12 protein-coding genes are annotated in these 18513 nt (G+C 72.7%); 8 read left to right on the top strand and 4 right to left on the bottom strand.

The genetic code is table 11. The annotated features are described in order from the left end of the window. The coding region (locus ACGFIG_RS28240) for an N-acetylmuramoyl-L-alanine amidase (RefSeq protein WP_393007954.1) at positions 1 to 1247 on the bottom strand (1247 nt) is incomplete at its 3' end. A gap of 20 nt (positions 1248 to 1267) precedes the next feature. Then, positions 1268 to 2719 (bottom strand): FG-GAP repeat domain-containing protein, encoded by a 1452-nt coding sequence (locus ACGFIG_RS28235; RefSeq protein ID WP_393007952.1) that lies wholly within the window; start codon positions 2717 to 2719, stop codon positions 1268 to 1270. A 293-nt stretch (positions 2720 to 3012) separates the two neighbouring features. Here ACGFIG_RS28235 and ACGFIG_RS28230 point away from each other — a divergent pair, with 293 nt between their 5' ends. From ACGFIG_RS28230 to ACGFIG_RS28200, 7 genes are all read left to right on the top strand, one after another. Continuing rightward, complete coding sequence (locus ACGFIG_RS28230; RefSeq protein ID WP_393007950.1) at positions 3013 to 6288, top strand: DUF2961 domain-containing protein; 3276 nt, start codon at positions 3013 to 3015, stop codon at positions 6286 to 6288. Continuing rightward, entirely contained in the window at positions 6288 to 8411 is a 2124-nt protein-coding gene (locus tag ACGFIG_RS28225) for a family 43 glycosylhydrolase (protein ID WP_393007948.1), read from the top strand. Before ACGFIG_RS28230 ends, ACGFIG_RS28225 begins: the two co-directional genes overlap by 1 nt. A gap of 126 nt (positions 8412 to 8537) precedes the next feature. Further along, on the top strand, positions 8538 to 10094 hold the full coding sequence (locus ACGFIG_RS28220; protein ID WP_393007946.1) for a sugar ABC transporter ATP-binding protein: 1557 nt from the start codon (positions 8538 to 8540) through the stop codon (positions 10092 to 10094). Beyond that, on the top strand, positions 10091 to 11179 hold the full coding sequence (locus ACGFIG_RS28215; RefSeq protein WP_393007944.1) for an ABC transporter permease: 1089 nt from the start codon (positions 10091 to 10093) through the stop codon (positions 11177 to 11179). Before ACGFIG_RS28220 ends, ACGFIG_RS28215 begins: the two co-directional genes overlap by 4 nt. A gap of 26 nt (positions 11180 to 11205) precedes the next feature. Further along, positions 11206 to 12207 (top strand): substrate-binding domain-containing protein, encoded by a 1002-nt coding sequence (locus ACGFIG_RS28210; protein WP_393007942.1) that lies wholly within the window; start codon positions 11206 to 11208, stop codon positions 12205 to 12207. Between the two features lie 52 nt (positions 12208 to 12259). Beyond that, on the top strand, positions 12260 to 13801 hold the full coding sequence (locus ACGFIG_RS28205; protein WP_393007940.1) for an FGGY-family carbohydrate kinase: 1542 nt from the start codon (positions 12260 to 12262) through the stop codon (positions 13799 to 13801). Beyond that, positions 13798 to 15432, top strand: coding sequence for a fucose isomerase (locus ACGFIG_RS28200; protein ID WP_393007938.1), 1635 nt, complete (start codon positions 13798 to 13800; stop codon positions 15430 to 15432). Before ACGFIG_RS28205 ends, ACGFIG_RS28200 begins: the two co-directional genes overlap by 4 nt. 19 nt (positions 15433 to 15451) lie before the next feature. Here the strand turns inward: ACGFIG_RS28200 and ACGFIG_RS28195 are convergent, their stop codons facing one another. Next, positions 15452 to 16504, bottom strand: a complete 1053-nt coding sequence (locus ACGFIG_RS28195) for a LacI family DNA-binding transcriptional regulator (protein ID WP_393007936.1) — start codon at positions 16502 to 16504, stop codon at positions 15452 to 15454. A 370-nt stretch (positions 16505 to 16874) separates the two neighbouring features. On the opposite strand from ACGFIG_RS28195, the gene ACGFIG_RS28190 reads away from it, so the two are divergent. Further along, positions 16875 to 17153, top strand: coding sequence for a hypothetical protein (locus tag ACGFIG_RS28190; protein WP_393007934.1), 279 nt, complete (start codon positions 16875 to 16877; stop codon positions 17151 to 17153). A 3-nt stretch (positions 17154 to 17156) separates the two neighbouring features. Here the strand turns inward: ACGFIG_RS28190 and ACGFIG_RS28185 are convergent, their stop codons facing one another. Then, positions 17157 to 18422: a glycoside hydrolase domain-containing protein gene (locus tag ACGFIG_RS28185; RefSeq protein ID WP_393007932.1), complete on the bottom strand. Its 1266-nt coding sequence runs from the start codon at positions 18420 to 18422 to the stop codon at positions 17157 to 17159. Between the last annotated feature and the right edge of the window lie 91 nt (positions 18423 to 18513).

Genomic DNA, 18513 nt, shown 5'->3' with positions numbered 1-18513 from the left:
TTGACGGAGGTGCCGGCGAAGGTGCTGCCGGTGGAGGTGGAGACGTAGACGTCGTTGAGGGTGCCCTGGGTGAAGGCGACGATGTCGTCCTTGCCATCGCCGGTGAAGTCCGTCGGCGAACCCGCCAGATACCGACCACCGGATCCGCCACCGGCGTTGACCAGGGAGACGTAGTAGTTCCAGTTCCAGTGGGGACCGGGGTCCGTGTGGTCGTTGCCCGGCATCTCGTGGTGACCCTTGATGGCGGTACGGTTCTTCGGCAGGCCGTACTTGTCGCACAGGTAGCGGGTGAGCGCCGCCGACGAGCGGTACATGCTCTCGGTGAACCAGCTCGGGTTGTCGACGTAGCCCTCGTGCTCGATGCCCACCGAGTACGGGTTGGCCGACCGCGCGTGGTAGGCCGTGTCGCCCTCGCGCACCATCTGGGTGATCTCGCCGTTGCTCGACTTCACGACGTAGTGCGCGCTCACCCCCGCCGACGGGTTCTGGAACCAGCTGATCGTGCCGGCGTACGAGCCCTGGGTCACGTGCACCACCACGGTCGTGATCCGCGAGGAGCGGCCCGCCGCGTAGTTGCCGCCGTGCGCCGAGATCCACCGGGCCGGCCCGTACTCGGGAACGGCCGCGGCGAGGGCCGCCGGTGCCGTCGCCCCGGCGGGGGCGACGCCGGCGTACCGGCCGAGTTCCGGTTGCACCCGCTGGGGCGCGACCCGTACGGAGGCGGTGGTGATGCCGGCGCGCAGCAGGTCGTAGACGTGGTCGGCGTACAGGCGTGCCGTGGCGTCGTCGGCGGCGTGCGCGTACCGGGCGACCACCGGGTACCAGGCCGAGACGCGGTCGCGGTCCGCGGCCGTGAGCCGCTCGGCGTCGGCGATGTCGCGCAGGAGGGCCGCGCCACCCCTGATGTTGGCCGAGGTCACCGACTTCAGGGCGGCCACCGGCTGCCCGGTCAGCTCGGCCGCCCGCTCCAGGGTGCGCTGGCGGGGGTTGCTGACCAGGTGCATGACGCCGTAGCCGTTGGCCTGGCTGGGCTGGCCGGCGTGCCCGTCCAGCCGGGTCTCGCCGTAGCCGACGGCGACCAGCAGGTCCCTGGGTACGTCGAACTCGCCGGCGGCCCGGGTGAAGGCCGTGTCGAGCGGGTCGGCGGAGCGGGTCGGTGCGGCGGCGGCCGGCGCGACGGGGCCCAGGAGCGCGGCCGCGAGGACGGCGGCGGCGCCCGCGCGCCAGGAGAGTCTGCTGGGTCTCATGATGGTCTCCCGTTCGCGGGTCACAGGGTCGTCTCGCCGTTGAGGCCGAAGTAGTCGTGCCACTTGGCGCTGGCGCTGAAGGTGGTGCCGGTGGAGAGTCCGACGTAGACGTCGTTGGTGGCGCCCTTGGTGAAGACGACGATGTCGTCCTTGCCGTCGCCGTTGACGTCGGCGAGGTAGGGGAACTCGCCGCCGAGGCAGAAGAAGTCGTTCCACTTGACGGTGGTGCCGGCGAACGACGTGCCGGTGGAGGTGGCGGCGTAGACGTCGGCGTTGGCGTCGCAGGTGAAGGTGACGATGTCGTCCCTGCCGTCGCCGTTGATGTCGCCGATGCGGGGCAGTTCGGCGCCCACGGCGAACAGGTCGTGCCACTTCTGCGGTGGGCCGAAGGTGGTGCCGGTGGAGAGGGCGACGATGACGTCGGCGGCGGTGTTGGGGCCCTGGGTGAAGGTGATGACGTCGTCCTTGCCGTCGCCGTTGACGTCGCCCAGGGCGGGATACTCGCCGGTGATCGAGAAGTACTCGTGCCACTTCACGGCCGTCCCGGCGAACGACGACCCGGTGGAGAGCGCCACGTAGACGTCGCCGGCCGCGTTGTGGGTGAAGGCGACGATGTCGTCGCGGCCGTCCCCGTTGACGTCGCCGACCGCGCCGATCTCCGCGCCGGGGGCGAACCACTCGTGCCACTTCTGGCCGGCGCCGAAGCTGGTGCCGTTCGACAGGGCCACGTAGACGTCCCCGGTGTTGCTGTGCGCGAAGGTGACGATGTCGTCCTTGCCGTCGCCGTTGACGTCGCCGGTCGAGGCCGTCTCGCCGCCGATGGAGAAGAAGTCGTTCCACTTCACCGACGTCCCGGCGAACCCGGCGCCCGTGGAGGTGCTCACGTAGACGTCGGCGAGGGCGTTCTGGGTGAAGGTGATGATGTCGTCGCGGCCGTCGCCGCTGACGTCGGTGGCGGAACCGCCGGCGATGGCGTGGGTACGCGCCGCCTCGTTGAGCAGGCTCCGCGCCTTGGCCGCCACCTGGTCGTAGCGGTCGGGGAAGCCGGAGCGCTGCACGCACTGGGCCACCTGACCGGCGGTGTAGCGGGGGTTGTTCTGGTCGCAGACGACCGCGCGGGTGATGTACTGCGTGCTGGCGTAGACCGGGTCCATGATCTGCTCCGGCGTTCCCCAGCCGTAGTCCCACCGCTGTTGGAAGACCCCGAGCGAGGACTTGTCGCCGCACGGCAGGTTGTTCATGTGTGACTCGACCCAGCCGGCCTCGAACGCGGAGAGCATGACCTTGTCGTTGACGTTGTGGGCACGGGCGACCCGGTAGACGATCACGCTGATCGCGGGGTCGTGGTTGGCGGGGATGGAGGAACAGGCCAGCGTGCCGATCGGGGTGTCGGCCTGCGCCGGCGCGGTCGCCACGACCGACGCCAGCGCGGTGCAGAGCCCGACCAGCAGGGCGAGGGGAGTACGTCTCACGATGCTCCTCTGGGGGTGTCAGCGGGGTGCGGCGAGCGGTGCCGCCGCGCGGGCGCGTTGCTGCCGGTGGGCTGCCGGGAGGCTGCCCGGGTTCGCTGCCGCGCCGCCGTGCCGGCGTCGGAAATCGATTGCCGAGGAGTATCGCCAGGACGTCAACGACTGTCAATGAGCCCTGGAATCTTCCTCCGGCTGGCAGTGCCCTGGCGGTAAAGTATTGACATCTCGCGATGCCGCCAGTTAACTCCCGAGCAATCGATTTCCTGCGGCTCCGCCGGTCCCCTGGAGGGATATCCATGAAGCCCCACGTACGCCGCTGGCTGGCTCTCGCCACGGCGGCGGCGACCATGATCCTCCCGACGGCGGCGCAGGCCGCCGAGCCCGCCCCCGCGCCGCACGGCACCGGGGCCCTCGCCGTCGCCGACGACAAGGGTCCGGTCGGCTGGGACGTGTACCGCCGCCTCGACCGGCTCCCCGAGCTGGCGGCCGGCAGCCGTACCCGGCAGTTCTCCAGCTTCGCCCGCGACGGCTCCAACGACGACGGCTTCGTCGGCACCTACTCGTGCCTGCGCCAGTCCGGCGGCTGCGTCATCGCCGAGGACCGCGGACCGGGTGAGGTGCAGTCGATCTGGTTCACCCGCGACGACGGCAACGTCAGCGCCACCGGCTGGATCCGCGTCGAACTCGACGGCGTGACGGTCGTCGACACCAACCTCCAGCGCCTCGTCGACGGCGGCCTCGGCCACCCGTTCGTGTGGCCGCTGGTGACCAACGCCGACCAGACCTCCGGCGGGGTCACAATCAAGGTGCCCATGCCCTACCGCGAGTCGATGCGGATCACCACCCAGTTCAACCCGCTGTTCCACCACGTCACCTACCGCACGTTCGCCGATGCGGTCGGAGTGACCAGGTTCGACCCCACCGACCCGGCCGTCGACGTGGTCGACAGGCTGCGCGCCGCCGGCCAGCGCGACCCGAAACCGAGCCAGCCCGGCGCGAGCACCAGGACCGCCCGGGTCGACGTCCCCGCGGGCGGGCAGTCGACGCTCGCCACGCTCACCGGTCCCGCCGCCGTCACGGCGCTGCGGCTGCGGCTGCCCGACGCCGCGGCCACCACGTCGACACTGACGGGCCTGCGGCTGCGGATCACCTTCGACGGGCGCACCACCGTCGACAGCCCGGTGGGCGAGTTCTTCGGCGCCGGCCTCGGCGAGCGCTCCGTCCGCTCGCTGATGTTCGCCATGGACTCCGCGCCGGGCGGCTGGTACAGCGCCTGGTGGCCGATGCCGTTCCGCTCCACCGCGATGGTCTCGGTCGCCAACACCACCGGCGCCGCCGTCCCCGGCGTCCAGGCGGAGGTGACCAGCGCGCCGGGCACCGCCTGGACCGGCGCGCTCGCCGCCGCCGGCACCGCCGGCTACTTCACCACCCAGTCGCGCCGCGCCGAGACCGTGGGGGGCAGCGACTGGATCATCGCCGACCAGCCGGGCCGGGGACGCTTCGTCGGGGTGTCGCAGACCGCCCGCGGGCACATCATCGGCGGCAACACCCGCAACTACCTGGAGGGCGACGAGCGCGTCCACGTCGACGGCTCGCCCACACCGCAGATCTACGGCACCGGCACCGAGGACTTCTACGAGTCCGGGTGGTACTTCAACCGGGGCGAGTACAGCGGCGCCTTCACCGGCAACACCGCTCACCTGTTCCGCTCCGGCGGTTGCGTCGACGAGTGCGACGCCATGTACCGCCTGATGATCGGCGACGCGGTCCCGTACGCCACGGGGCTGCGGTTCGGCATCGAGCACGGCCCGACCAACGACATGCCGGCCGACTACGCCTCGACCGCCTTCCTCTACACCCAGCCGACCGTCGCCCTGCGCCGCACCGACACGCTGGTCACCGGCGACGCCACCAGCCGCGCCGGGCACGCGTACACCGACTCCGGGAGCCAGTACCCGTTGACCGGGCCGTACGAGGGCGACGACGACAACGCCCCCGTCACCGGCCAGGTACGCGCCAGCGGTGGCGCCGTCAGCTTCCGGCTCGCCGTCGACCCCGGCAACCAGGGCGTACGGCTGCGCCGGCACGGCGACCAGGCCGCCGCGTACCAGCAGGTCGCCGTGTCGGTCGACGGCAGGCCGGCCGGGGTGTGGCTGCAACCGCTGGGCAACGACCGGCAGCGCTGGCTGGCCGACGAGTTCGTCCTGCCGGCCGCGCTGACCGCCGGCCGGTCGACGGTCACCGTCACCCTGACCCCGGCCGCCGGTGCCCCAGCGTGGACGGCGGCCCGCTACGAGGCCGACAGCATGGTCACCCCGTTCCTCGACACCACCGCGCCGGGCGCGGTCGCCGGTGTCGGCCTGGCGGGCGGGCGGGTGCACGCCACCGGCCTGTCCTGGACGGCGTCGCCCGACGACGTGGGAGTCGCCGCCTACCGGGTCTACGCCTCGCGCAACCCCGGCGTCGCGATCACCCCGGCCAACCTGGTCGGCACGACCCGTACGACCGCCTTCCGGCACGGCCCGTTGCCGGCCGGGCAGACCCGCCACTACCGGGTCGTCGCGGTCGACGGTGCCGGCAACATCTCCGCGCCCTCGGCCGAGGTGTCGGCCACCACCCGCACCCGCAACACCAGCGACGCCAACGGCGACCGCCGCGACGACGCCGTCGCGTTCACCCGGGGCGACACCGCCGACGTGACCACGTCCCTGTCGGACGGCGCCAGGTTCGTGCCGGACAGCCGCGTCTGGAACGACTTCTTCGCCGTCGGCGAGGAGATCCCGCTCACCGGCGACGTCGACGGCGACGGGCGGGCCGACATCATCACCTTCACCCGTGGCGACAACGCCGACGTCTACGTGGGGCTGTCCACCGGCACGACGTACGCCGCCGGAGTCAAGTGGCACGACTTCTTCGCCACCGGTACGGAGATCCCCGCGCTCGGCGACGTCAACGGCGACGGGCGCGCGGACATCATCACGTTCACCCGGGGCGCCACCGCCGACGTGTACGTGGCGCTGTCGACCGGCAGCGGCTTCGGTCCCGGCGTCAAGTGGCACGACCACTTCGCCCTCGGCGACGAGCTGCCGGCGGTGGGCGACGTCAACGGCGACGGGCGCGACGACATCGTCACGTTCACGCGGGGCACCAGCGCCGACGCGTTCGTCTCCCTCTCCGACGGGACCCGGTTCGTCGAGGACGGCTGGAAGTGGCACGACTCGGTCGCGCTCGGCGATCAACTGCCGGCGCTGGGCGACGTCAACGGCGACGGGCGCGACGACGTGGTGACGTTCACCCGGGGCGCCACCGGCGACGTGTTCGTGGCGCTGTCCGACGGCACGCGGTTCGCCCCGCAGGTGGCCAAGTGGCACGACTGGTTCTCGGTGGCCGACGAACTGCCCGGCATCGGCGACTTCAACGGCGACGGAAAGGCGGACCTGGTGACGTACACCCGAGGGACCGGAGCGGACGCGTACGTGGCGCTGTCGACCGGCGGTGGCTTCGGCGCCGGCGTCAGGTGGCACGACCAGTTCGCGCCCGGCACCGACCTGCCCCGGCCGAGCGTGTCGTGATGCGCGCGCCCCGGATGCTCGCGGTGCTCCTGCTCGGCGCCGCTCTGCTGACCGTCCCGGCCGCGCCGGCCGCCGCCGAGGACGTCGTACGGGCGGAGGCGGAGTCGCTGGCGGTGGTCTCGTCCACCGCCCCGGTCGAGGCGCAGTCGAACTGCTGCGGGGTCGCCTGGTCGGCGGGCCGCCAGCTGTGGCTGCGGGGCGCCCGGGCGGGGGACTCGGTCACCGTGTCGCTGCCGTCGGTGCCGGCCGGGCAGTACGACATCGGCGCCGTGCTCACCCGCGCCGCCGACTACGGCACCCTGCGCTTCGCCGTCGACGGGGTGGCCGTCGGTCAGCTCTTCGACGGCTACGCCCCCACCGTGCGGCGCGTCGAGGCGGTGCCGCTGGGATCGGCCTCGCTCACCGCCGGCAGCCACCGGCTGACGGTGACGGTCACCGGCCGGTCCGCGTCCTCGACCGGGTTCTTCGCCGGCCTGGACACGCTCACCCTGCGCCGCGTCGGCCCGCTGGCGGCGGTCACCACGACGGCGTACGAGACGGTGGGCGAGACGCCCACGCGCGGGCCGCTGACCCGGGTCTACGACCCGGGCGTGGGGGAGCCGACGGCGTGGTACTACAACGACCACACGATCGTGCGTGACCAGCGGACCGGAGTGTGGCACGCCTTCGCCATCGCCCACGCCGAGCCCGGCGCGCCCCAGGACGAGAAGAGCTTCGGCCACGCCACGGCGCCCACGCCCACCGGGCCGTGGACGAAGCAACCACCGGCGCTGACCGCCGACCCGGCGCGGGGCGAACAGTGGATCTGGGCCCCGCACGTCGTCTACGACCAGGGCGTCTACCACATGTTCTACGCGGCCGGCAGCCCCGACTACGCGAACTACCGGATGCACCTGGCCACCTCGACCGACCTGTTCACCTGGACCCGCAGCCCCGCCAACCCGCTGTTCACCGACGGTTGGGAGGCTCGCGACCCGATGGTGACCCGGGTCGGTGACCGCTGGGTCATGTACTACACGGCGACCTCGAACCCGCAGGGCGGCAACCACGTGGTCGCGTACCGCACCAGCACCGACCTGCGGACGTGGAGCGGGCGCGGCGTGGCGTACGCGTCGCCGCACACCGGCCGGGCCGCCGGGCAGACGGAGTCGCCGTTCGTGGTGCGCCGGGGGGACTGGTGGTACCTCTTCGTCTGCTGCGACGGCACGGACTACGGCGCGGCGTACCGGCGCACCGCGGTCTACCGCAGCCGGGACCCCCTGCGCTTCGAGGGGGCGGAGAAGGTGACCGTGCTCGACGCGCACGCCGCCGAGGTCGTGGTGGACGGCGACAACTGGTACCTGAGTCACGCCGGCTGGGGCCAGGGCGGGCTGTGGCTCGCCCCGCTGACCTGGTCCTCGGGGGTCGTCGCGCGGGGCTACCAGGTGAGCACCGGATTCCTGCGCGCCGACGTGCGCACCTGGCCGTACACGCGCATCGCGTCCCTGGCGGTCGATCCCGCCGGCGCGGGGGCGTACCGGCCGGCGTTGGACTCGTCGCACCGGGGGACTGGTCCCTACCTGGCGGTCGGCCGCTTCGACGTGACCGACCGGGCGGGCCCGCCGGCCCGGGTGGACGTCTCCGCCGACGGTTCCCGGATCAACCTGGTCGGCATGCGGATGGGCGACGAGCCGGTCGTCGCCGACTGGCTGCTCACGGTGGCGCCCCGCTGGACCGGTCCGGGTCTGCAGAGCGACGTCACCTGGTGGGTGACCGGTCCGACGACGGCGCCGGTGTGGGAGGTGGCGTTCAACGTCGACGGCGCCCTGCCGTCGGTCGGCGATCCCGCCGTCGCGGCCCGGCCGACCGGTGACGTCACGGGGATGCCGACCTGGACGATGACCTCCGGCGCGAACCTGTCCCTGGTGGCGGCGCACCGCTGGGCCTCGGCGTGGCGAGGCGACAACACCTGGTACGACGCCGGCCACGCGATGGCGGCCTGGCAGCCGTTGTGGCGCAACGGGGGGATGGCGTGGCCGCCGGGGTCGTACGCGGGGGGCACCTGGCGGTTCGCCGCCAGTGGTGTGGGGCGGGACACCGCGTTCGCCGAGACCGTGCACGCGGCGGTCAACGCGGTGCCCTGAGGGGGGCCGCCGGTGCGGGTCGGGCGGCGGGGCGGCAGCCCGGCCCGTACCGGGGGCCGTTGACACCACTTCGACGGTCCTCTATGTTGCCAGAAATCGATTTCCGATCTCTCTCCGGAGGCCCGCATGAGCGACCAGGTGACCGTCGCCATGTCCGGCATCGCGAAGCGCTTCGGCGGCGTGCACGCCCTGCGTGGCGTGGACCTCACCCTGCGCGCCAGCGAGGTCCACGCCCTGCTGGGGGAGAACGGGGCCGGGAAGTCCACCCTGATCAACATCCTGTCCGGCGTCGTCACCGACTACGAGGGACAGATCTCGGTCGGCGGCGAGCCCGTACGCTTCACCGGCCCGGCCGCCGCCCAGGCCGCCGGCATCGCCACCATCCACCAGGAACTCGACCTGGTGCCGGCGCTGTCCGTGGCCGAGAACCTCGTGCTCGGCCGCGAACCGCGCACCCGGCTGCGGACGCTCGACCGGCGGGCGATGACCCGCACCGCCCACGACTGGCTGGGCCCGCTCGGCGCGCGGATCGACCCGCGCCGGCCCGTCGGGTCGCTGCGCGTCGGCGAGCAGCAGCTCGTCGAGATCGCCAAGGCGCTCTCCCTCGACGCCCGCGTGCTCATCATGGACGAACCGACCGCCGCGCTCGCCGACGCCGAGGTGCGGCGGCTGATGTCCACCATCCGGGCGTTGCGCGAGCGCGGCGTGGCCGTCGTCTACATCTCCCACCGGCTCGAGGAGATCGAGCACATCGCCGACCGGGCCACCGTCCTGCGCAACGGCGAGGTGGCCGGCACGCTGCGCCCGGACCCGGCCGACCGGCAGCGGATCATCACGCTGATGGTCGGCCGCCCGGCGGAGGCTCTGTTCAGCGCGGGATCCGCCGGACCCGCGCGCCCGACCGGGCCCCCGGTGCTGGAGGTCGACGACCTCGCCGTACGGCCCCGGGGCAGCCGCCCCGGGCGCTGCGAGCCGGCCGGCGTCAGCCTGAGCGTCCGCGCCGGGGAGATCGTCGGCCTGGCCGGCCTGATGGGGGCGGGCCGCACCGAACTGCTCGAGACCCTGTACGGCGCCGGCCCGCCCGGTCGCCGCAGCGGCCTGGTCCGGCTGGCCGGCCGCCCGTACGCCCCGCGCGGTCCCCGCTCCGCGCTGCGCGCCGGCGTCGGCTTCGTGCCGGAGGACCGCCGCCGCTCCGCCCTGGTCCTCGAACACCCCGTGGGCCGCAGCATCGTGCTGGCCGCGCTGCGCCGGCTCACCACTGCCGGATTCGTCCGTGGCGCGCGCGAGCGGGACGCGGTACGCCAGCAGGTCGCCGCCCTGGCGATCAAGACCTCGTCGGCCACCGCGCCGGTCGGCTCCCTCTCCGGCGGCAACCAGCAGAAGGTCGTCTTCGCCCGGCACCTGCTCACCCGCCCCCGCCTGCTGCTGCTCGACGAGCCGACCCGGGGCGTCGACGTCGGCGCCAAGGCGGAGATCTACCGGCTGCTGCGCCGGCTCGCCGACGACGGCATGGGCATCCTGCTCGCCTCGTCGGAGCTGCCCGAGCTGACCGGCGTCTGCGACCGGATCGTGGTCCTGCGCCGCGGACGGGCCGTCGCGGAACTACCGGCCGACGGGTGCACCGGCGAGGACATCCTGACCGCGGCGATGGGCGGCGCGTCCGCCGGAGGAGACGACCGATGACTCACCTGCGCACACCGGAGAAGGGGCCGGGCACGCCGGCCCCGGCCGGCGGAGGCACGGCGAACGCCCCCGGCGGCGACCGGCGGTGGCGCGTACCGGGCGGCCGGGGCGAGCTCGTCGAGCGGCTCTTCGCCGTGCAGAGCCTCTTCGCGCTGCTGGTGGTCTTCGTGCTGGCCATCGCCGTCTCGCCCCGCCGCGACGGCGAGATCCTGTTCCTGTCCACGGAGAACCTCGGCAACATCGTCCGCGCGGTGTCGGAGATCGGGATCATCGCGGTCGGCATGACGTTCGTCGTCCTGCTCGGCGGCATCGACCTCTCCGTCGGCGCCATCCTCGGGCTCTCCGCCGTCGGCACCGCGACGCTGATGGTCGACTCCGGGCTGGGCATCCTGCCCGCCGTCACCGTCGTCCTGCTGATCGGCGCCCTCTTCGGCGCGTTGCAGGGCTACGCGACGGCCCGGCTCGGCATCCAGTCGTTCATCGTCACCCTCGCCGGACTCCAGGTCGCGCGCGGCCTCGCCCGGATCTGGTCGGGCGGGCTCGGCATCCCCATCGCCTACGGCGACGGCCCGCAGGAGGCGCCCCCGGCGTTCGAGATCCTCAACGGCACCATCAACGGGGTGGTGCCCGTCCCCGCGGTGCTGTTCATCGGCATCGGGGTGGCCGCGATCGTCGTGCTGCGCAAGACCGCCTTCGCCCGCCACGTCTACGCCATCGGCGGCAACGAGAAGGCCGCCCGGCTCTCGGGCGTGCCGGTGCTGCGGGTCAAGGTCGCGGTCTTCGCCATCGCGGGCCTGCTCGCCGCGGTGGCCGGCATCATCCACGCGGGACAGCTCAACCAGGGCAGCCCCAACGACGGCGCCGGCTACGAACTCGACGCCATCGCCGCCGTGGTCATCGGCGGCACCAGCCTCGCCGGGGGCACCGGGTCGATGGGCGGCACCCTCGCCGGAGCACTGCTGCTCGGCATCCTCAACAACATCCTCGCGCTCAACAACATCGACGCCAACGTGCAGCTACTGATCAAGGGCCTGGTGATCGTGGCCGCCGCCGGGCTGCAGAAGCTCCGCCGCAGCATCGTCTGAACCGCCACCGAACAAGGAGCCTCATCATGCGCACCCGTACCGTCCTGCTCGCCCTGCTGTGCACCGGCGCGCTCGTCACCTCCACCGCGTGCAGCGTGGAGAAACCGTCCGACGGCCGCGACGCCACGGCCGCGAACTGCGGCGCCGGCAAGGACTTCCTGATCGGCATGTCGCAGGCCAACAACGCCGAGCCCTACCGGCAGGTCATGAACAACGACGTGCAGACGGCGGCGAAGTCCGTCGCCGGGTTCAGCGTGGTCGTCTCCGACGCGGCGCAGGACAACAGCAAGCAGGTCGCCGACGTGGAGAACTTCCTCACCCAGAAGATCGACCTGCTGATCATCTCGCCGAACGAGGCCAAGCCGCTTACCGCGGTGGTGCGCAAGGCGTACGAGCGGGGGGTCCCGGTCATCGTGCTCGACCGCAAGGTGGAGGGCGAGGCGTACACCGCCTTCATCGGCGGGGACAACGTCGCGATCGGCAGGGCCGCCGGCGAGTTCTACGCCAAGACGCTGCTGCCCGACGGCGGCAAGGTCATCGAGATCGCCGGGCTCCCCGGCTCCACACCGGCGGCCGAACGCGCCCAGGGCTTCCGGGAGGGCATCGCGGCCAACCCGAAGATCGAGGTCGTCGCCTCCCAGCCGGGGGACTGGCTGCGGGAGAAGGGCCAGTCGGTGGCCGACGCGCTGCTCAAGGCCCACCCCGACGCCGCCGCCGTCTACGCCCACAACGACCCGATGGCCGAGGGTGCGTACCTGGCCGCGAAGGCCGCGGGGCTGCACACGAAGGTGAAGTTCACCGGCATCGACGCGCTGCCGGTGCCGTCGGGCGGCATCAAGGCCGTCGAACAGGGCCGGCTCGCGGCGACCTTCCAGTACGCCACCGGCGGCCGGGAGGCCGTCGACCTGGCCCGCCGGATCCTCGTCGACTGCAGCACGGACGTCCCGCGTACCACCACGCTCGACACGATGCGGATCACCAAGGACAACGCCGCCGAGACGTACGCGAAGCTCGGCGGCGTCGCCTGAGCGTCGACGGATCCCGGCCCGACGGGCCGGGACCGGACCTGGAGATCGGGGGATGGCTGGCATGACGGTGGCCGTGGTGCTCGGGGTCGACATCGGCACCTCCAGCAGCAAGGGCGTCCTCGTCGACCTGTCCGGGCGCGTGCTGCGCTCCCGGGTGCGCGAGCACCGGGTCGACCGGCCGCGACCCGGCTGGGTGCAGATGGACGGCCGCGTCTGGTGGGACGAGTTCGTCGCCCTGGCCCGGGAACTGCTGGCCCCGCGCGACGCCCACGTGGTGTCGGTCGGGGTCAGCGGGATGGGGCCGTGCGTGCTGCTCACCGACGCCGACGGCACGCCCCTGCGCCCGGCCATCCTCTACGGCGTGGACACCCGCTGCACGCCGCAGATCGCCCGGCTCACCGCGCGCTTCGGCGCCGACGAGATCCTGCGCCGGTGCGGCTCGACGCTGTCGACCCAGGCGGCGGGGGCGAAGGTCGCCTGGGTCGCCGACGCCGAGCCGGAGCTGTTCTCCCGCGCCCGGCGGCTGTTCATGCCGAGCTCCTGGCTGGTCCACCAGCTGACCGGCCGGTACCTGCTCGACCAGCATTCGGCCAGCCAGTGCACCCCGCTGTACGACAGCCTGGCCCAGAGCTGGTACCGGCCGTGGGCCGACGAGATCGCCCCCGGGTTGGAGCTGCCCGAGCTGCGCTGGCCCGGCGAGGCGGCCGGGGTCGTCACCGCCGGGGCCGCCGAGGTGACCGGGCTGACGCCGGGCACCCCGGTCGTGACCGGCACGATCGACGCCTGGTCGGAGGCGGTCAGCGTGGGCGCCCAGGGCGTCGGCGACCTGATGCTCATGTACGGCACGACGATGTTCCTGGTGCACACGGTGCCGCGCCCGCTGACCAGCCCGTCGCTGTGGGGCACGGTGGGCGCGTTCCCCGGCACCCGCAACCTGGCCGGCGGCATGGCGACCTCGGGGGCGATCACCGGATGGCTGCGGGAGCTGTTCGACGCGGCCGACTACCCCGAACTCCTCCGCCTGGCCGAGCGGTCCGGGCCGGGCGCGCGGGGACTGCTCATGCTGCCGTTCTTCGCCGGGGAGCGCACCCCGATCCTCGATCCCGACGCCCGCGGCGTGCTCGCCGGCCTGACGCTGTCCCACGGGCGCGGCGACATCTACCGCGCCGCGCTGGAGGCGACCGGGCTGGCGGTGCGCCACAACATCGAGACGATCGAGGAGGCCGGCGGCGACATCCGCCGCGTCGTGGCGGTGGGCGGCGGCACCCGCGGCGACCTCTGGACGCAGATCGTCTCGGACGTCACTGGCCGCGCACAGCACATCCCGTCGGTCACCATCGGCGCCAGCTACGGCGCCGCGTTCCTCGCCGCCGGGACGGTGCAGCCGGTCGACATCCACCGGTGGAACCCGATCCGGGAGGTCCGCGAGCCGCGCCCGGCGCTCGCCGCCGACTACGCCGAGCTGTACCGGCTCTACCGGGAGCTGTACGCCGGCTCGAGATCCGTCGCCCACGCGCTGGCCGCCCGCCAGGCGCGCCTCGCGACCCCACCCCAGCCAGGCACCGACGAGCCAGTGGAGGAAGTCAACCCGTGAGCAACTACACCATGCCGGTGCTGGTCGATCCGCCGGCTGCCGCCCCGTACACGGTCTACACGGTCGCCAGCGGCGACCTGCGGCCGGCCGCGAACGTCACCGGTTGGCCCACCCAGCAGCGCCTGGAGGCCGACTTCGCCAGCGCGGTGGCCGCCCTCGGCTGGCAGACCCGGCGGGCCCATCCGGTGGACGAGCACGCGGGTCACGGCTTCATCGACAGCCAGCACGCCGGCATCGAGGTCTTCCAGGGCGTTCCCGTGGACGCCCCGCTCGTCGTCGTGGAGGCGGTGTGGCAGTACAGCCACCACGTGCTGGCCGGGCTGCGCGCCCACCGTGGCCCGATCCTGCTCGTGGCGAACTGGAGCGGCGAGTTCCCCGGCCTGGTGGGCCTGCTGAACCTCGCCGGCAGCCTCACCAAGGCGGGCGTGCGCTACTCGGCGCTGTGGAGCGAGGACTTCACCGACGAGTGGGCGCGTGACGGGCTGAAGGCCTGGCTGGAGACCGGCGAGGTGGTGCACGACGAGAGCCACGTGCGGGACCTGCCGCCGTTGCCGTCCGATCCCGAGGTCGCGCTCGGCGTGGCGCTGGCCCGCCAGCTCCGGCGCCGGCCGGCCGTCATCGGCGTCTTCGACGAGGGCTGCATGGGCATGTACAACGCGATCATCGACGACGAGCTGCTCAACCCGCTCGGCGTCTACAAGGAGCGGCTGTCGCAGAGCGCGCTGGTCGCGGAGATGGCGCGGGTGCCCGACGAGGAGGCGCACGCCGTGCGGGCGTGGCTCGACGCGGCCGGGATGACCTTCCACACCGGCACGGACGAGGCCACCGAACTGACCGAGGCCCAACTGCTCAGCCAGTTCAAGATGTACATCGCCGCGTTGCGCATCGCCGACGACTTCGGCCTGGACGCGGTCGGCATCCAGTACCAGCAGGGCCTCAAGGACACCGTGCCGGCGAGCGACCTGGCCGAGGGCCTGCTGAACGACGTGACGCGGCCGCCGGTGACCAGCCGGGACGGCTCGCGCGAGCTGTACGCGGGACGGGCCCTGCCGCACTTCAACGAGGTCGACGAGGGCGTCGCGGTGGACTCGCTGGTCACCAACCGGATCTGGACGGCGATGGGGATGGACCCGGCCACGACCCTGCACGACATCCGTTGGGGGGAGCAGTACGGCCCGGACTTCGTCTGGGTGTTCGAGATCTCCGGCTCGGTCCCCGCGTCCCACAACGGCGGCTACGACCGGTCGTACAGCATGCGGCAGCCGCCGATGTACTTCCCCCTGGGCGGGGGCACCCTGAGCGGCGTCTCCCGGCCGGGCGAGATCGTCTGGTCGCGGATCTTCGTCATGGACGGGGTGCTGCACGCCGACCTGGGCCGGGGCACGGTGGTGGAGCTGCCCGACGCCGAGACGCAGCGCCGGCTGCGGGCCACCACCCCGCAGTGGCCGATCATGCACGCTGTCCTGCACGGCGTGGGCCGCGACCAGTTGATGGCCCGGCACAAGGCCAACCACGTCAACGTGGTCTACGCCGACGACGCCGACGCCGCCGACCGGGCCCTGCGGGTCAAGGCCGCGATGCTCGACGCCCTGGGGCTGCGGGTGCACCTGTGCGGTGACGTGAACCTCTGACCTGAGCGCGGGCTCCGGTTCACCGGGCCCGCGCCGGCCGGCCCCGGCCGTCGGTCGGTTGGCCGGCGGGGCGGGGCAGGGGCCGCACCGAACTCTCGCGTACCCGCAGGGCCGTGCGCAGGGTGACGGTCGAGGAGGCCCGCGCCGGGTTGGCGATCCGCTCGGTGAGCAGCGACGCCGCGGCCCGCCCCAGGTCGTACGTGGGCTGCGCGACGGTGCTCAGCGAGGGCCGTACCAGGTGAGCCCAGGGGATGTCGTCGAAGCCCACCACGCCGCACTGGTCGGGCACGGCGACACCCCTGTCGACGAGGCACTCCACCGCGCCCACCGTCATCAGGTTGTTGGTGACGAAGACGGCGTCCGGCGGCTCGGCCGCGCTCAGCAGGGACGCCATGGCCCGGTAACCGCCGTCCTCCCGGAAGTCGGCGTACCGGACCATCTCCTCCGGCACGCTCCGGCCGGCCGCGCGCAGCGCCTGCTGGTAGCCGCGTAGCCGCTGCACGGCCGTGGAGATCCGACGCGGTCCCGTGATGCAGGCGATCCGGCGGTAGCCGCCCTCGACGAGGTGGGCGGTGGCCGTCTCGGCGCCGTGGACGTTGTCCACGAGCACCGTGTCCACGGTCACCCCGTGGGGCTGCCGGTCGATGGCCACGACCGGCATGCCCGCCTCCGTGAGCCGGTTGATCAGAGCGGGTCGCCCCGACGTCGAGATGATCACGCCCGCCATCCGTTCGGCCAGGGCCGCCGTCACGTAGCGGGTCTCCTTGTCCGGATCCTCGTCGCCGTTGCAGAGGACCACCGAGAAGCCGGCCTCCTGCGCCACGTCCTCGATGCCACGCACCAGTGCGGTGAAGAACGGGTTGCCGATATCGGAGATGATCACCGCCCAGAGGCTGGTGCGCTGCCGACGCAGGCTGCGGGCCACCGCGTTGGGCCGGTAGTCCAGGTCGAGCATCGCCTGGCGCACCCGCGCCGCCAGGTCCGGATCCACCGACGCGTGCCCGTTGAGCACCCGGGACACCGTCGACGCCGACACCTCGGCCATCCGCGCCACGTCGTAGATGGTCGTCATGTGGCGTCCCCTGTCGGTGTCGTGCGCCCGGTTCCGCGGCGGACCCCCGGAGCCGGCCGCCCGAGCACACCGTCCGTCGCGGCCCGCCATCCGAGAGTGGTTGGCCCTGAGATCCTATCTGCCGGGGAATCGATTTCTTCTCCGCCGTCCGGTTCAGCTCGCCCCGGCGGTCGACCGGGCGGTCCGTCCCGTCCCGACAGCCGTGCCTCCGCCGCGCGGTGCGGCGGCCCCCACCCGCCCGAACGGGTGGGGGCCGCCGGGCGGGTGGCGCGGCCCGTGCAGAGTGGAGGACGCCGCACGGGCGTGGCCGTCTCGCAGCGGCTGGCCGTGTCCCGCCGGGAGAGCGGGATCCTGCGGGAAGGAACGGTACGTGACGCCAGGCGACACGGGCGACCTGTCGGCGGACACCGCCCGGACCATCGGGCTGGCGAGCCGGATCCTGCTGGCCTACTTCGACGACGACATGGTCCAGGTGGCGGCCCTGGTCAACCCCCGTCCGCAGGAGGCGGTCGAGGCGCTGATCATCCTGGCCCAGTCGGCGATGGTGCAGGCCACCGGCGGGCCCGGCGAGGCGATCGCCACGCTGCGCGAGTTCGCCGTACGGGCCGAGATCGAGCTGGGCGGGAACTACCCGGACCGGCCGCGTTGACCGTCAGGCGCGGGTGATCCGTACCGCGTCGGCGACCACGTAGCCGCTGCCGCTGGTCCAGCGGCTCACCCCGACCTTGTTGCCGTCGCCGGCCGCGAGGGTGAACACACCGATCGACACCCACCGCCCGCCGTTGGCGCGCTGGTCGACCGTCACCGACTGGTTGCCCGAGGTGGTGGCGACGATGAAGGGCGTCCGGTCGTTGTATCCGGCGTCGGCGGGGTACCAGACCGAGACCTCGTAGGTTCCGGTCTCCGGGACGGCCGCCTTGTACCAGGCGACGTCGCTGGCCGAGGTCGGGTTCGCGTACCGGTAGTCCGTGCCGTAGCGCTGGCTGGAGTACGCCGACGTGCTCCAGTTGGTGCTCGCCGTGAACCGGCCCGACGTGGTGTTGTCGACGATGGTGCTCCACTGCGCCGGCGGCGGCTGCTGGGAGGTGCTCACGTCCAGGTAGTTGCGGTCGATCTTCATCGTCACGCCGCCCCAGGTCTCCGTCACGTCCCCGGCGTACTGGTGCAGCCGCTGGTGGTTCGCGTAGTAGGCGTCGGAGCAGTAGTCACCGGCGTCGGTGTCGGCCACGCCGTTCCACCAGGCGATCCAGATCTGGTCCAGCCTGGTGTAGCTCGCGTTGTTGTACTCCAGGCAGACGTCCCTGATGCCCGAGGACCCGCTGGAGTACATGCCGGCCAGGTAGCCCTTGGTGTGCAACCGCTCGACCCACCCGGACAGGAACGACAGCACCGCGGCGCGGCACGCCGCCGTCGTCGGGTAGTGCTCGATGTCGTTGTAGATGGTGCTGCCGGCACCGATGCCCAGCGCCTGCGCGGCGCTGGCGGCGCTGTCGGCGGCGGTGCGTCCCTGCGACCGCGCGGTGGCGGGGTCGGCGGACATCTTCGGCGCGCGGCTGCCGCAGGGCGCCTGGTAGCCGAGTTCGATGGGGATGAGCCGCCAGCCGTTGGCGACCTGGTTGGTGACCCAGGTCGCCGTCAGGTTGGGCTGCGCGCAGGTCCGGCTCGCGCCGCTGATGTAGATGCCCACCGCGCGGTACGGCGAGCTGGCGCGCCACGCGTTCATCGCCGACTGCGACGGGGCCGTGCAGGTGTCGAAGCCCTTGCCGACAAAGGTGCCGGGCTGCGGACCGACGGCCGACACCGCCACGGACTGTGGCTGGGTGTCCGTCGTCGGCTCGGCGACGGCCGCCGATCCGAACGTGATGGTGAGCCCCACTGTGGTCGCGAGGCCCATCAGCCATGCGGTGGTCGTTCTCATCCTGGCTCCCTCGAAGGATTTCTTGCACGAGGCTGAAGTCAGTGAAGAACTTTTACATACGCATCGAAGGTTGGCAATAGTGAAGGATTGG

The sequence above is a fragment of the Micromonospora sp. NPDC049048 genome, assembly GCF_043197615.1.
Taxonomy (GTDB): Bacteria; Actinomycetota; Actinomycetes; order Mycobacteriales; family Micromonosporaceae; genus Micromonospora.
This window is presented reverse-complemented; position numbering and strand designations above follow the sequence as displayed.